This is a genomic window from Dyella sp., from assembly GCF_035508675.1.
In the GTDB taxonomy this organism is placed as follows: Bacteria; Pseudomonadota; Gammaproteobacteria; order Xanthomonadales; family Rhodanobacteraceae; genus Dyella_B.
Map to the genome: position 1 here is coordinate 1 of NZ_DATJMN010000330.1, position 14,977 is coordinate 14,977.

A 14,977-nucleotide genomic window follows, 5' to 3' on the forward strand; every position below is an offset into this window, starting at 1 on the left:
AGGGGGAGGGGGATTCCCGTTTATGATCAGAAAGTCCATCGGGCTGCTGGCCGGCATGCTGGTCACCGTGGCCGTCTATGCGGCCGGCGCACAGCTTCGTGCCGATCACCCCGACAGCTACACCGTCCGTCGCGGTGACACCCTCTGGAGCATCTCCGCGCGCTTCCTGTCCAAGCCGTGGCTATGGCCGGAAATCTGGCAGGCCAATCCGCAGGTTCGCAATCCGCACCTGATCTATCCCGGTGACGTGCTCGATCTGTCCTTCGTCAACGGCGGGCCGTCGCTGCGTCTGGAGCCGGCGGTGCATCGTGAGGGCGAAGCCATCCCCGCCGTGCCGCTCGACCAGATCAAGCAGTTCCTGAAAGACACGCGCGTGGTCGATCCGGACGCTGTGAAAAACGCGCCATACGTGATGGGCTTCGAAGAAGCCGGCCTCGACGGTACGCCGGGCCGCAACATTTACGTGCGCAAGCTCGATGCACAGCCTGGCCAGCGCTGGGCGATCGTGCGGCCCACCCACGTGTTCCGCAGCTACGGCGGTGACGAGGCCGAGCAGAGCGACAACATGGCGGCCAACGTCGCCGATGCCGACGTGGCGCTCACCGACACACCGTGGGTGGAGGAATGGGCCACCGACCTGGGCAACGTCACGCCCAACCATGCTACCCGCGGCAAGACGGTGGGCATGGAAGTGGCGGTGATCGGCCAGGCCGAAGTGTTGCGCGGTGGCGATCCGTCCACGCTGCTGCTGCTGAACTCGACCATGGAAATCCGTGCCGGCGATCGCCTGATGCCGATCGACGAGAATCCGTACGATCCGTATTACTACCCGCATCCGCCCAAGACCCTGCCGGAAAATGGCCGTGTGATCGCCTATGCGCAGGAACACCTGGACCAGGTCGGTCCCTACGACGTGGTGGTGCTGTCGGTGGGTTCGAAGGATGGCGTGGACAACGGCATGACCTTCTCGCTGTGGCAGCCGGGTGAGAAAGTGCCGGATGACGTGAACCACAGCAGCTGGATCCGCGATAGCCACAAGTGGGTGAAGTTGCCTGACGAGTATGTCGGCCACGCGATGGTCTTCCGCACCTTCGATCGCGTGAGCTATGCCCTGGTGATGGATGGCTTGAAGCCGGTGCGCAAGGGCGCGCGGATCAGGATGCCCGAATAAGGCTGACGTTCCCGACTAAGCTCACATGACGGCGCGGATATCCCGCGCCGTCGTCGTTTCCGGCCTCGCGTAGACTCGCCGCATGAACGAGCAAGCGGAACTGCGCGATTGGTTGGTGGCCCTGCGTACGCCAGGATTGGGGCCGGGTGGGCTGCGCGAACGGTTGGCCGCCGCGAATGGGCGCATCGGCGACGTCTTGGCCCAGTTGCGGCATCACGCATCGGCATTGGACCCCAAGGCAGGGGCGTGGCTGGAGCGGCCCGACGAGGGCCGCCTCGCCGCGGATCTGGCTTGGCTGGGAGAGCCGGATCATCGGCTGCTGCGCTGCACCGAGGCGGATTTTCCACCCCAGCTGGAAACCATCCCGCAGCCGCCTGCCGCCTTGTTCGTGGCCGGTGATGCCAGCCTGCTGCTGCACCCCCAGGTGGCGATCGTAGGCGCGCGCAGCGCGAGCACGGCCGGCAAGAGCAACGCCCAGGCCTTCTCCCGCTATTTGGCGCAGGCCGGCTTCGTGATTACCAGCGGCCTGGCCGACGGCATCGATGGGGCGGCGCACGAAGCGGCGCTGGCGGCCGGCCGGCCCACGGTCGCCGTGATCGGCACCGGGCCGGACCTGGTCTATCCGCGCAAGCATCGCGAGCTGTCCGCCCGGGTCGTGGCGCAGGGCGCACTGGTCAGCGAGTTTCCGCCCGGCACGGCGGCGCGGGCGGACCATTTTCCACGCCGCAACCGCATCATCGCCGGCCTGTCGCTGGGCACGCTGGTGATCGAGGCGGGGCTGCAATCGGGTTCGCTGATCACGGCCCGGCTGGCGGCAGAGCAGGGGCGGGAGGTATTCGCCATCCCCGGTTCCATCCATAATCCGCTCGCTCGTGGCTGCCACCGTCTGATCAGGGATGGTGCGCGGCTGGTCGAAAGCGCCTTGGAAGTCGCTGAAACCCTGGCTCCGGCGGCCCGGGTGCTGGGCGCCGAACTGGCGCTGCGTCTGGAGCATGCGCCACCGGCTTCGGCCGCAAGCGCCAGGAAGGCGGCCGGCGGCTGGCGTGACGATCCGGAGTACCGGCGGTTGCTGGACGTGCTCGGCCATGATCCCCTGGCCCTGGATGAGCTGGCGGAGCGCACCGGGCAAAGTGCCGCCGAGTTGTCATCCATGCTGCTCATGCTGGAGCTGGAAGGTTGCGTAGAGGGGTTGCCAGGTGGCCGCTACCAACGGCTGCCGGGCATCTAGCTTTTGCTTGCAAAGATGAGTTGCACCGCGTTTTCACGCATGCCAGCTTGACAGCCGTCGAGTTGGCGTGCTTCCAACTATAAATAGATGGCCGTTCAGGAATGGCCGCAGCAAGACTTTCTGGAACCCCAAGCCACATGGCAAAAAACCTGCTCATCGTCGAATCGCCGGCCAAGGCCAAGACGATCAACAAATACCTCGGCAAGGACTTTCAGGTCCTGGCCTCCTACGGCCATGTGCGCGACCTGCTGCCCAAGGAGGGCGCGGTCGACACCGAGCACGACTTCGCCATGAAGTACGAGGTGATCGAGCGCAACGAGAAACACGTCGACGCCATCGCCAAGGCTGCCAAGCTGGCCGACGACATCTATCTGGCGACCGACTTGGACCGCGAGGGCGAAGCGATCAGCTGGCACATCAGCGAGATCCTCAAGGAGCGCGGCCTGGTCGACGGCAAGAAGCTGCATCGGGTGGTGTTCTCCGAAATCACGCCGCGCGCGATCAAGGCCGCCGTGGCGGCGCCGCGCAAGCTCTCGCACGACATGGTCGACGCCCAGCAGGCGCGCCGCGCGCTGGACTACCTGGTCGGCTTCAATCTCTCGCCGGTGCTGTGGCGCAAGGTGCAGCGCGGTCTTTCCGCCGGCCGCGTGCAGAGCCCGGCACTGCGCATGATCGTGGAGCGCGAGGAAGAAATCGAAGCCTTCGTGGCGCGCGAATACTGGACGGTGGAGGCGCAGCTCAAGCATGCCGAGGGCGACTTCAGCGCACGTCTCACCAAGCTCCACGGCAAGAAATTCGAGCAGTTCGACCTCACCAACGAGGCCGACGCCATGGCCGCCCGCGCGGCGCTGAAGGAAGCCGCGCACGGCCAGCTCACCGTCAGCGAAGTGGGTAGCAAGGAGCGCAAGCGCCGCCCCGCGCCGCCCTTCACCACCTCCACCCTGCAGCAGGAGGCTGCGCGCAAGCTCGGCTTCGGCACCACCCGCACGATGAAGATCGCGCAGGGGCTGTACGAAGGCGTGGGCCTGGGCAGCGAGGGCAACGTCGGCCTGATCACCTACATGCGTACCGACTCCACCGCGTTGTCGGATGAAGCGGTGGGCGAACTGCGCCAGCTCATTGCGCGCGACTTCGGCAACAAGGCGCTGCCCGACCACGCACAGGTGTATCGCACCAAGTCCAAGAACGCGCAGGAAGCGCACGAGGCGATCCGCCCGACCTCGGCCATGCGCACGCCGCGCGAAGTGGCTGCCTTCCTCAACGATGACCAGCGCAAGCTGTACGAGCTGATCTGGAAGCGCACCGTGGCCTGCCAGATGATCCACGCCACCTTGAACACGGTGTCGGCGGACTTCGACCTCAAGCACGTGAAAGGTGGCGATGCTGCCTTCCGCGCCACCGGTACGACCGTGGTCGATCCGGGCTTCCTTGCCGTCTACGAAGAAGGCCGCGACCAGAAAAGCGCCGAGGATGACGACGAAGGGCGCCGCCTGCCGCGGCTGACCAAGGGCGAGCAGGTACCGCTGCACGACATCCTGGCCGACCAGCACTTCACCGAACCGCCGCCGCGCTACTCCGAAGCCAGCCTGGTGAAGACGCTCGAGGAATACGGCATCGGCCGTCCGTCCACCTATGCCAGCATCATCCAGGTGCTGCAGAACCGCGAATACGTGTTCCTGGATAACCGCCGCTTCCGTCCCACCGACGTGGGCCGCGCGGTGAGCAAGTTCCTGACCCAGCATTTCACCCAGTACGTCGACTACGACTTCACCGCCAAGCTGGAAGACGAGCTCGACGCGGTCAGCCGCGGTGAAGAAGCCTGGGTGCCGCTGATGCGCCGCTTCTGGGAACCGTTCAAGCAGCAGGTGGAAGAAAAGACCGAGTCGGTCGATCGCAGCGAAGCGACCGGTGCGCGCGAGCTGGGCACTGATCCGAAGAGCGGCAAGCCGATTTCCGTGCGCCTGGGCCGCTATGGACCGTACGCGCAGATCGGCGACAAGGACACCGACGAAAAACTGCAGTTCGCCTCGCTGCGGCCCGGCCAGAGCATGCACACCATCACGCTGGCCGACGCGCTGGAGCTGTTCAAGCTGCCGCGCAAGCTGGGGCAGGCCGAAAACGGCGACGAAGTGAGTGTGGGCGTCGGCCGCTTCGGCCCCTTCGTGAAGCAGGGCGACACCTACGCCTCGCTCAAGGCAGAAGACGACCCCTACACCATCGAGCTGCCGCGCGCGCTGCAGATCGTGCAGGAAAAGCTCGAGCTGCTCGCCAACCGCATCATCCAGGACTTCGGCAACGGCGTGCAGGTACTCAACGGCCGCTATGGCCCGTACATCACCGATGGCGACAAGAATGCGCGCATTCCGAAGGGCCAGGAGCCGAAGGAGCTGACCGAAACCCAGTGCCTGGAACTGCTGGCCGCTGCGCCGGTGAAGAAGGGGCGCTTCGGCAAGAAGACGGCCGCGACCAAGGCGCCTGCAGCGAAGAAGGCTGCGGCGAAGAAGACGGCGACCAAGAAAGCGGCTGCCAAGAAAACCGCTACGAAGAAGGCGGCGACGAAAAAGGCTGCGGCGAAGAAAGCAGCAGCGAAGAAGGCCGGCGTTTGAATCTCGCGTGATCGACTTCCTCCCCTCCCGGGGAGAGGAAGAAAAGCCCTGTATGCCCAGACATTTCGCTCTCGATGACATTCACGCCGCTGCCGATCTCCTCCGCGACGGCGGCGTCATCGCGTATCCCACCGAAGCCGTCTTTGGCCTCGGCTGCGACCCGCACCACCGCGCTGCCTTCGAACGGATCTTCGCGCTCAAGCAGCGCCCGGCCACGCAAGGCGTGCTGTTGATTGCCGCCGATTTCGCGCAGGTCACCCACTACGTCGACATGGCGAAAGTGCCCCAGGGCGTGCTCGCCCAGGTACACGCCAGCTGGCCTGGACCTTTCACCTGGGTATTTCCGCGCAGTGCGGAAGTGCCGGACTGGGTCGCGGGCGACCATGAAGGGATTGCCCTGCGCGTCACCGCGCACGGCCCGGCCGCTGCGCTATGCCATGCCTTCGGTGGCGCCCTGGTCTCCACCAGCGCCAACCCGCATGGCCGGCCACCGGCGCGCGACGTAGCCACCGTCACGGCCTACTTCGGCGAGCGGCTGGATGGCATCGTGGATGCGCCGTTGGGTGGCGCGTCCCAACCCACCACCATCCGGGATGCACTGACTGGCGCTATCATCCGAAGCTGAATCCCGCGGAACACGGGCACGGCGCGGTGGGCGCCGATTCAGCCGTCAGCGCGAGGATGGGGGCACATCCCAAACACCGGCAGCCACCGACCGACCTGGCCGGCCAAGGGGTTTGCACGGGCAGCAACCAGGAGCTTGCGTGTGGCGATCGTCTACGACACCTATCAGCGCGAGGAAGCGGAGCGACTGCTGCCGCTGTTGAAGGTCGACGATCCGTGCCGCGTGGTCGCGTTGCATGATGGCCAGGCGATCAGCGCCGCCCAGTTCGTGGCGCACGTGGCGAGGGTCGCCGCGCAATTGCCCGAAGCGCCTGCGGCGGTGAACCTGTGCGACGACCGCTACGCCTTCCTCGTCGCCTTTTGCGCGATCGCCCTGCGCGGCCAGGCCAACCTGCTGCCGCCATCGCGCGCACCGCAAGCGGTGGAAGAAGTGATGGCCGCGCACCCGGGTTGTCATGCCGTCGGCGATCGGCCGCTGCATCCGGCGCCGCAGCGCTATCACGTGCTGCCGCCGTTGCCGGTGGATGAAGCCGTGAGCGGCGACATCGCCTGGCCGGCGATCCCTGCGCTGCAAACCGTTGCGGTCGGCTATACCTCCGGCTCCACCGGCACGCCCCGCTCGAACGCCAAGAGCTGGCGCAGCTTTCATGCGAGCACGGCCGGCAATCTGCGCATGCTGCAGCAGATGGTGGGCGAGCAGTTCTCGGTGGTGGCGACGGTGCCGCCGCAACACATTTATGGCGTGGAGATGTCGATCCTGTTGCCCCTGCTTGGCGATGTACAGGTGCATGCGGGGCGCCCGTTCTTTCCCGCCGACATCGCCGTCGCCCTGGAAGAGATGCCGACGCCGCGCGTGCTGGTGATTACCCCGGTGCATCTGCGCGCGCTGGTTGCCTCGCGTGTCGCATTGCCGCCCGTTGCCGCGATGCTCTCGGCCACGGCACCCCTGCCGCCCGAGTTGGCGATGCAGGCCGAGCAGTGTTTCCACGCGCCGCTGTTGGAAGTGTTCGGTTCTACCGAAACCTGTGCGTTCGCCTGGCGGCGCGTGACCGCCGACAGCCGCTGGTCGCTCTATCACGGCGTGCATTTGCACCCGCAGCCCGATGGCACGCAGATCGAGGCGCCCCAGCTGGACGCACCGGTCGTGCTGGCCGATATCGTGAGCCTGCACGACGAAGGCCGCCGCTTCGAACTATGCGGGCGCCATGCAGACTTGCTGGAGATCGCCGGCAAGCGCGCCTCGCTGGGCGACCTCACCCGCCGCTTGTTGAGCATTCCCGGGGTCGAGGACGGCGTGGTTTTTCAGCTGGACGACGCCGATGCCATCGGCGTGCGGCGCATCGCTGCCTTGGCGGTGGCGCCAGCGCGCGACGAGCACGCCATTCTCGATGCCTTGCGCGCCTCGATCGATCCGGTATTCCTGCCGCGTCCGCTGCGCCTGGTGGAAAGCTTGCCGCGCAACGAGACCGGCAAGTTGCCGCGCGCGGCCTTGCTCAGGATGCTCCATACCTGACCCACCACGGGCACCGCTTCGCCAACAGCCACTACAATGCGCGTTTCACCGCGGCGGCGGCCCATTTAAAGCAGTTGGAGCAGGCATGAAGGTTCTGGTGATCGGCAACGGCGGCCGCGAGCACGCGCTGGCGTGGAAACTCAAGCAATCGCGGCGGGTCAGCGAAGTGATCGTGGCCCCGGGCAACGCCGGCACGGCGCGCGAACACGGCGTGCGCAATGCCGATGTGGCCGTGACCGATATCGAAGGCCTGCTCAAGCTCGCCAAGGCCGAGAAAGTGGAGTTGACTGTCGTCGGCCCGGAAGTGCCGCTGGTGGCCGGCGTGGTCGACAAGTTCCGCGCCGCGGGCTTGCGCATCTTCGGGCCGCGCGCCATTGCTGCGCAGTTGGAAGGGTCCAAGGCCTTCGCCAAGGATTTCCTGCTTCGCCACAATATTCCCACCGCGCACTACGCGGTATTCACCGAACTCAACCAGGCGCTTGCCTATGTGCGCGAGCATGGCGCGCCCATCGTCATCAAGGCGGATGGACTGGCCGCGGGCAAGGGTGTGGTGGTGGCGCTTACGCTGAGCGATGCGGAACTGGCCTTGCATGACATGCTGGGCGCGCACGCCTTCGGCGATGCCTCCGCGCGCGTGGTGATCGAGGAATTCCTGGACGGTGAAGAAGCCAGCTACATCGTGATGAGCGACGGCTCGCACGCCTTGCCGATGGCCAGCAGCCAGGACCACAAGCGCCGGGACGACAACGATCTGGGCCCCAACACCGGCGGCATGGGCGCGTACTCGCCGGCGCCGGTGGTGACGCCGGAGGTGGAGAGACGCATCCTCAAGGAAGTGATCGAGCCGACGCTGCACGGCATGGCCGCCGAAGGGGCGCCGTTCATTGGTTTCCTGTACGCCGGGCTGATGATCGACAAGCACGGCGCCCCCAAGGTGATCGAATTCAACGTGCGCTTCGGTGATCCGGAAACGCAACCGATCATGTTGCGCCTGAAATCCGACTTCGTCGATCTGATCGAAGCGGCGCTGGACGGCGAACTGCACCGTACGCACGTGCAATGGGATGCGCGCCCTTCGATCGGCGTGGTGATGGCAGCGAGCGGCTATCCGGCCAAGGTGAAAACCGGTGACGTGATTCACGGCCTGGATACCGACTTCGGCACCGATGTGAAGGTATTCCATGCAGGCACCAAGCTCGATGCGCATGGCCACGCCATCACGGCCGGCGGTCGTGTGCTGACCGTCTGTGCGCTGGGCAAGGACATTGCGGCGGCACGCGAGCGTGCCTACGACAGCATCAAGAAGATCCACTTCGATGGTGCGTTCTGCCGCAAGGACATTGCACACCGCGCGCTGCGGCGCGGATAAAAGCAACCCTTCGCTAGGGCCTGTTTACCCTATTGGCGAGCTACGCCAATAGGGTAAACAGGCCCTAGATAAAGCTTACGTCGGCGATCCAATTCCGTTTGCGCCGTGACAGGCGGTCAGCGGAGTTTTCGCCGTCGACCGTCGATGACGACCGCCGCAACAACGACGCATCCACGTTCTCGAAGGTGTTCACGTTCACCACGGCGTACAGGTGATCGTCGATCGAGCTGGTGACCAGCGGCACGACGCCGCATTGAGCGCAGACATGAAAGTCGGCCGTCTCGGTGTCGAAGGCGTAGCGCGACACCTGCGCCGCATTTTCAATTTTTACCTGCAGCGATCCCGCCGGATAAGACGTCCACACGCCGCCATGCTTGCTGCAGAACGTACAGGTGCAGGCGCGTGCGGGAATTTCTGCAGGGTCGGGTGCCCAGGCGAGGGTGAAGCGGATGTTTCCGCAGTGGCAGCTTCCGGCGATCAGCATGGCGAGTTCGTTGCATGGCATATCCCGGTCGCAAGCATACGCGATGGCTTATCGGTGGCGCATGGATCGCCGGTGCAGCAACCAGGCGTAGACGGAAACATTGATGATCAGCACGCATGCGCCCAGCACGTACTGGATGTTCCTGGTCAGTCCCTCCGGATAGATCGTGGCGCTGAGATAGTGCCCAAGGCAGTCGCCTCGATACGCAGCCTCGCCGGCACGCTCGCGGAAATGGTTTTCCAGCGAGGTCAGCGGGCAGATCCAGCCGGTCGCTTCAACCAACACGCCCCATGCCGCTGCCGGCAACTGCAGCCAGGGAACCCAGCGCCATTTCAGTGCGAGCAGCGCGCCCAGGCAGGCGAACAGGATAAAGGCCAGGTGCAAGGCGAGCGTGGCGTCGGCGAAAAGCTGGTACATGGGATGGGGTGCGCAGCGCACCGCTCGTGGCCGCAGTCACTTTCACGCTACGCTAATGGCGACCTGTTTGCCAAGGACCCGCATGAGCCAGTTCGCCCTGCTAGGCAGTCGACGTTTTGCGCCATTTTTCTGGACCCAGGCGCTCGCCGCTTTCAACGACAGCGCGTTCCGCAATGCGATGGTGATGCTGGCGGCCTTCCAGATGGGCCTGTCGGATCACGACGTGGGTTTGTACACCAATCTGGCGCCGGCCCTGTTCATTCTGCCGTTCTTCCTGCTTTCCGCCAGCGCGGGGCAATTGGCGGAGAAGTTCGAGAAGACGCGCATCATCCGCTACGTCAAGCTGTTCGAGATCGCGGCGATGGTGCTTGCGGCCTATGGCTTCATCACGCACCACTTGGTGCTGCTGCTGATCGTGTTGTTCATGATGGGCGTGCACTCGACCGTATTCGGCCCGATCAAGTACGCGATCCTGCCGCAGGCGCTCAAGCAGAGCGAGCTGGTCGGCGGCAACGGCCTGGTGGAAATGGGCACGCAGATGGCGATTCTGATCGGCATGACCGCCGGCAATCTGTTGATGCTGATGGTGGGTGTCGGGCCGCATTTGTCCGCGGCATTGACCATCGGCGTGGCCGTGATCGGTTACCTCATCAGCCGGCGGATTCCGCCTGCACCGGCTACCGCACCGGACCTGACCTTCAACTGGAATCCGCTCACGGAAACGGCGCAGGTGTTGCGCATCACACGGGAGGATCGCGCGGTGTTCAATGCCGTGCTGGGTATTTCCTGGTTCTGGTTCTTCGGCACCGTACTGGTGGCGCAGTTGCCGCTGTATACGCGCATCAACCTGGGCGGCGATGGCACGGTGAATACGCTGGTGCTCACCTTGTTTTCCATCGGTACCGGTGTCGGTTCGCTGATGTGCGAAAAGATGTCCGGCAAGCGCGTGGAAATCGGCCTGGTGCCGCTGGGCGCGTTCGGGCTCACCGCTTTCGGGGTGGATCTGTTCCTGGCCCGTCCTGGCGCGGCGGCAGTGCGCGGCATGGATTGGCTGGCGTTCCTGCAGGCGGCTGGCAGCTGGCGCATCGTGCTCGATCTCACCTTGATCGGTGTGTTCGCCGGCTTTTACGTGGTGCCGCTGTTTGCCTTCGTGCAATCGCGTGCGCCGAGCAGCCGGCTGTCGCGCGTGATCGCGGGCAACAATATTCTCAATGCCTTGTTGATCGTGCTGGCGTCGCTGTTCGGGCTGACGCTGGAGCGGTTGGGGGTGAGCGCGGCCCACATCTTTCTTGCCGCCGCGCTGCTCAACGTGCTGGTGGCGGCCTATATCTTCACGCTGGTACCCGAATTCCTGATGCGCTTCATCACCTGGGTGCTGGTGAATACCCTGTATCGCATCCGCGTGGACGGCATGACGAATCTGCCGGAAGAAGGGCCGGCCTTGCTGGTTTGCAATCATGTGAGCTTCATGGATCCGCTGATCCTGATGGCCAACCTGCGTCGCCCCACGCGCTTCGTGATGTATTACAAGATTTTCAAGATCCCGCTGCTGCACTTTGTGTTCAAGACCGCAAAGGCGATTCCCATCGCAGGTCAGAAGGAAGATCCCGCAGTGCTGCAGCAAGCCTTCGATGCCGTGGATGCGGCCCTGGCGGATGGCGAAGTGGTGTGCATTTTCCCCGAGGGCGGCTTGACCAAGGACGGCGACATCGCACCGTTTCGCGCCGGGGTGGAGAAGATTCTGGCGCGGCGACCGGTGCCGGTGGTGCCGATGGCGCTGCGCGGTTTGTGGGGCAGCGTGTGGAGCCGGCGCGATTCGATGCTGCGCCGTGCGCGTTTGCCGCGGCGATTCCGTGCGCGAGTAGAACTGGTGCTGGATGTGCCGCGGCCGGCAGAGGAGGCCAATGCGGCGGTATTGGAAGATCGCGTGCGGGTGTTGCGCGGCGAAATGGCGTGAGAGTGAGTTTCGCGGGAATGACGACTAATCCGGGCCGCCATCAGTGCAACCAGCTGCCCATCACCATCAGCGCCACCACACTCAGCCAGGCCAGCAAGGCGCGTAACAGCGCATCACGCAAGCGGCGCAGCTCGTGCAGCGGATCGGTACGCTCTTCGATATACCCATCGCCGCCTTCGATATCCGTCAGCACATCGGCACGCGCCGCCGCGCCGAGAAAATCCGGGTTGGACAGATACCAGCTGTTCGGTGCCGCCTGCTGATGCCAGCGACGCCACGCGCCGATCACGGCATCCCAATGACCGACGAGGGCGAGTGTGAACACCATCAATTGCGCGGGCAACCAATCCAGCGCGTTGGCAAGGTAGCGCGCCTTGATGCGGGCATCGGCATCCAGCGCCAGCGACGTGTCGTGGCCCAGCTGCCGAGCGAGGCGATAGAGCAGGGCGCCGATCGGGCCGAGCACAAAGAACCAGAACAGCACGCCGAAGCGGCGGCGCAGCGCGGCATAGGCGGTGGCTTCGCCAAGCTCCGCCGTGCGCCAGGCCACCGTTTCACCATCATCCGACAGGACCTGCGCGGCCGCTTCGCGGCTGCCTTGATCGGGCGCCTTGAGAATGGCCTCCATGTCGGCTTCGAAGGCGTGCGGGCCAAGCGAAAACAGCAGTACGGCCAAAGCAAAAATCAACAGCAGCAGCGCCGACAGCGGCAGCCGGTGCAGGATCCAGATCACCAGGGCGCAGACGACCACGGGCACCAGTACTGCCAGTGCCACGCGCCCTGCACCGCTGGTATCGGCCAGCTGATGCACCCAGCGCCGGAAGCCGGCATCGCCGCGCCAGCAGGCAAGCTGCGGCTGCACGTGCAGCAACCCCAAAGCGATCAGTGCGGCAAGCAGACGAATGGCCATGAGCAATGGATTCCTTGGATGGCTGCGATTGTATGCGAGTGATGTGACTCGTTCACGAGCTGGTGAGACAGCTCAATGCGCTACCCATGCATCCAGATCCAGCCCCGCGCGCTGCTGCAACCAGTGCGAAAGCAACTGGTAGGAGACGGAAAGCCGAGTCGGCGTCTTCAAGCTGCCGTCGGCGAGCGAATCGATGATTTGTTGCGGCGTGAACCAACGCGCGTCTTCCAGCTCGCCGTCACGCAATCGAATCGTGGGAGAAAGCGCGGTGGCGGTGAAGCCTACCATCAGCGAGGCCGGCATCGGCCAGGGTTGCGAGGAGTGGTAATGCGCATCGCCTACGATCACCCCGGCTTCTTCGGCGACTTCTCGCCGCACCGCATCTTCCAGCGATTCGCCGGGTTCCACGAAACCGGCAAGGGTCGAATAGCGTCCCGGCGGCCAGCCGGCCTGGCGGCCGAGCAGGCAGGCGCCCTGGTATTCGACGATCACGATGATCGCGGCATCGGTGCGCGGAAAATGCAGGCGGCCGCAATCGCTGTTGGTGCATTGCGCCCGGTGCCCGGAGGAAACCAGCTGCAAGGGCGCGCCGCAGCGTGCGCAGAAACGGGTTTCGCGCTGCCAATGCGCCAGCCCCTTGGCATAGGCGAACAGGCCGGCCTCATCCGCGGGCAGCAACAGGCCGGCCTCGCGCAGGCCCATGCGCCGCGCGGCCAGGGCGGTCTCCAGTGCAGCGACGTCGTGGTCCTGATCGAGCAGCAGCATGAAATGCGGTCGCCCGTCGAGAATGCCCAGCATGCTCCAGGAAGCATCCGGCAGCAGGCGCTCCCGTTCGCCGGCATCGAGCCAGCGCAGGGCTTCTTCCTGGCTATGCAGGAAGGCGTCGCCGGCGGCATCCAGCAACAGGTAGCGTGCGTCGTGCGCAGTCGCTTTGGCGCGGACCCAGTCGGCGGCGTCGCGCTGTTCGGCAACGCGGTCGAGAATCAGGCTGAGTCCGGCGAAAGTGTTGAGTTTCGTCGCAATCATCCGGACCGGCCGAGGCGCATCAAGTGGAGAAGGAGGAGCCGCAGCCGCAGGTGGTTTTGGCGTTCGGATTGCGGATGACGAACTGCGAACCGCTGAAGTTCTCGGTGTAGTCGATCTCGGCGCCGGTCAGGTATTGCAGCGAGAGCGGGTCCACCAGCAGGGTGACCCCTTCGCGGGCGAGCGCGAAATCGTCTTCGGCCTGCGTTTCGTCGAAGGTGAACCCGTATTGAAACCCCGAGCAGCCGCCGCCGGTGATGTACACGCGCAGCTTCAGCTCAGGATTGCCCTCTTCCTGGATGAGTTCATGCACTTTGCGGGCGGCGGCCTCGGTGAACACGAGGGGCGCGCCGGCCTGGCGGTAATCGGGGATGGCTACGATGGTTTCCATAGCGCGCTTATATGGGGCCTTGATGCTGCGGGCTCAAGCATATCAGCAAGAGCCCGGGTGCCGCGTCGTGCCCTCAGGCGGTCGCTGCTTCGCTGCGTACTTCCGGCGCGGGCAGTTCGCGCTGGACATGCTCGTCGCCCTGGTGCGCGATCCGGCCGTTCACCTGCGCACCGGCGGCCATCTCCAGCGAGCTGTAGCGAACGTCGCCCACCACGCGGGCCTGGGCGGCCAGTTCCAGGCGCTCGCTGGCGAAGATGTCGCCGTGGACGTGGCCGTTGATCATGGCGTGCGGCACGCGCACCTCGCCTTGAACCTGCCCGTGTTCGCTCAGCGTGAACACCGCATTCGCTCCCTCGCCCAGCACCGAGCCCTCGATGCGGCCTTCCACGTGCAGCGTGCCGGTAAAGCGAACATCGCCGCGGATGATGGTGCCTTGCGAGATCAGGCTGGTCTCGGCGTGGCGGGCGGAGGATGAGGCGGGTTCATGGCGTTTACGGCTGAGCATCGGATTCCCCTTGGGTGATCGTGGCAGGGCTGGAGAGGGCGTCGTTCCAGGTGACGGTACGGCTGACGGAGTCGCCATTCTCCGGCCGGACTGTGACATGCAGGCTGGTCGGGCGGAAATCGGCGGGCAGCGCGATGGTGGTATGCAATTGCTGAAAGTAGCGAAAGCGAAACGGAATGCCGTTCTTCTCGGCAGCATCGCCAAGCGTGGCCCAGTCCAACTGCACCACTTTGTTGTTGCGCAGGCCTTCCACCGTGACGATGGCGGCGCCGCTGGTATCGTCGTCGCGCTTGACGTTTTGCGTGAGGCTGATGGTGAGGTTCCATGCCGGCGAATGCGTCACCGGCTGCAGCGAGACTTCCTGCACCTTCAAGCCTTCGCGCTGCGCATCGCCGCCGACCAGGCGCGAGTAGAAGCCCAGATCGGCGCGCAGGCCGCTGATTTCTTCGTCACGCTGGGAAATGGTTTTGCGCAGCGCCTGGTTGGCGACGTCGCCGACTTGTTGCGAGCGTTGCACGTTGGCAACTTGCTGCTTGAGCTGTTCGTTCTCGGCGGTGAGCGCACGCAGCGCGCGTCGATCCGCCAGGCTGGGGCCCACGCTTTTCCATGCGCCGCTCAATAATGCGGTGACGATGGCCACCAGGATCAAGCTGCCAAGCCAAGCCAAGCCAAGCCACAGCATTCGGCGACGTTGGCTGACAGCGTCGTGCGGACGAACCACGTAGCGGGGCGGTGGGCGGGAAGCCATGCGTGGCTCTTCGGGGAAAAGGGTGGGTATA

Annotated in this window: 14 protein-coding genes; 7 read left to right on the top strand and 7 right to left on the bottom strand. The window is 65.0% G+C overall.

The window, feature by feature from the left end; all coding sequences use genetic code 11:
* Positions 1–22: 22 nt before the first annotated feature.
* From VMA74_RS17620 to purD, 6 genes are all read left to right on the top strand, one after another.
* Complete coding sequence (locus VMA74_RS17620) at positions 23–1,171, top strand: LysM domain-containing protein (protein ID WP_325369334.1); 1,149 nt, start codon at positions 23–25, stop codon at positions 1,169–1,171.
* 82 nt (positions 1,172–1,253) lie between these two features.
* On the top strand, positions 1,254–2,399 hold the full coding sequence (gene dprA, locus VMA74_RS17625) for a DNA-processing protein DprA (RefSeq protein WP_325369336.1): 1,146 nt from the start codon (positions 1,254–1,256) through the stop codon (positions 2,397–2,399).
* 137 nt (positions 2,400–2,536) lie between these two features.
* Positions 2,537–5,005: a DNA topoisomerase I gene (locus VMA74_RS17630; protein ID WP_325369338.1), complete on the top strand. Its 2,469-nt coding sequence runs from the start codon at positions 2,537–2,539 to the stop codon at positions 5,003–5,005.
* A 52-nt stretch (positions 5,006–5,057) separates the two neighbouring features.
* Positions 5,058–5,630 (top strand): L-threonylcarbamoyladenylate synthase, encoded by a 573-nt coding sequence (locus VMA74_RS17635; protein ID WP_325369340.1) that lies wholly within the window; start codon positions 5,058–5,060, stop codon positions 5,628–5,630.
* 141 nt (positions 5,631–5,771) lie between these two features.
* Positions 5,772–7,142: an AMP-binding protein gene (locus VMA74_RS17640; RefSeq protein WP_325369342.1), complete on the top strand. Its 1,371-nt coding sequence runs from the start codon at positions 5,772–5,774 to the stop codon at positions 7,140–7,142.
* 85 nt (positions 7,143–7,227) lie between these two features.
* Entirely contained in the window at positions 7,228–8,511 is a 1,284-nt protein-coding gene (gene purD, locus VMA74_RS17645) for a phosphoribosylamine--glycine ligase (protein ID WP_325369344.1), read from the top strand.
* 64 nt (positions 8,512–8,575) lie between these two features.
* Here the strand turns inward: purD and VMA74_RS17650 are convergent, their stop codons facing one another.
* Together VMA74_RS17650 and VMA74_RS17655 are read right to left on the bottom strand one after the other, a co-directional pair.
* Positions 8,576–8,995, bottom strand: a complete 420-nt coding sequence (locus tag VMA74_RS17650) for a hypothetical protein (protein WP_325369346.1) — start codon at positions 8,993–8,995, stop codon at positions 8,576–8,578.
* A 48-nt stretch (positions 8,996–9,043) separates the two neighbouring features.
* Complete coding sequence (locus VMA74_RS17655; protein ID WP_325369348.1) at positions 9,044–9,412, bottom strand: DUF2784 domain-containing protein; 369 nt, start codon at positions 9,410–9,412, stop codon at positions 9,044–9,046.
* 82 nt (positions 9,413–9,494) lie between these two features.
* Here VMA74_RS17655 and VMA74_RS17660 point away from each other — a divergent pair, with 82 nt between their 5' ends.
* Entirely contained in the window at positions 9,495–11,369 is a 1,875-nt protein-coding gene (locus VMA74_RS17660; RefSeq protein WP_325369351.1) for an MFS transporter, read from the top strand.
* Between the two features lie 40 nt (positions 11,370–11,409).
* On the opposite strand, the gene ampE is transcribed toward VMA74_RS17660, so the two are convergent.
* The 5 genes from ampE to VMA74_RS17685 form a co-directional block, all read right to left on the bottom strand.
* Positions 11,410–12,279, bottom strand: a complete 870-nt coding sequence (gene ampE / locus VMA74_RS17665; RefSeq protein WP_325369353.1) for a regulatory signaling modulator protein AmpE — start codon at positions 12,277–12,279, stop codon at positions 11,410–11,412.
* 72 nt (positions 12,280–12,351) lie between these two features.
* Entirely contained in the window at positions 12,352–13,305 is a 954-nt protein-coding gene (gene nudC / locus VMA74_RS17670; RefSeq protein ID WP_325369355.1) for an NAD(+) diphosphatase, read from the bottom strand.
* Positions 13,306–13,324: 19 nt separating this feature from the next.
* Positions 13,325–13,693, bottom strand: coding sequence for an iron-sulfur cluster insertion protein ErpA (erpA, locus tag VMA74_RS17675; RefSeq protein WP_324148993.1), 369 nt, complete (start codon positions 13,691–13,693; stop codon positions 13,325–13,327).
* A 73-nt stretch (positions 13,694–13,766) separates the two neighbouring features.
* On the bottom strand, positions 13,767–14,198 hold the full coding sequence (locus VMA74_RS17680) for a polymer-forming cytoskeletal protein (protein ID WP_325369359.1): 432 nt from the start codon (positions 14,196–14,198) through the stop codon (positions 13,767–13,769).
* Positions 14,185–14,946, bottom strand: a complete 762-nt coding sequence (locus VMA74_RS17685; RefSeq protein WP_325369361.1) for a DUF6776 family protein — start codon at positions 14,944–14,946, stop codon at positions 14,185–14,187. Before VMA74_RS17685 ends, VMA74_RS17680 begins: the two co-directional genes overlap by 14 nt.
* Positions 14,947–14,977 lie beyond the last annotated feature (31 nt).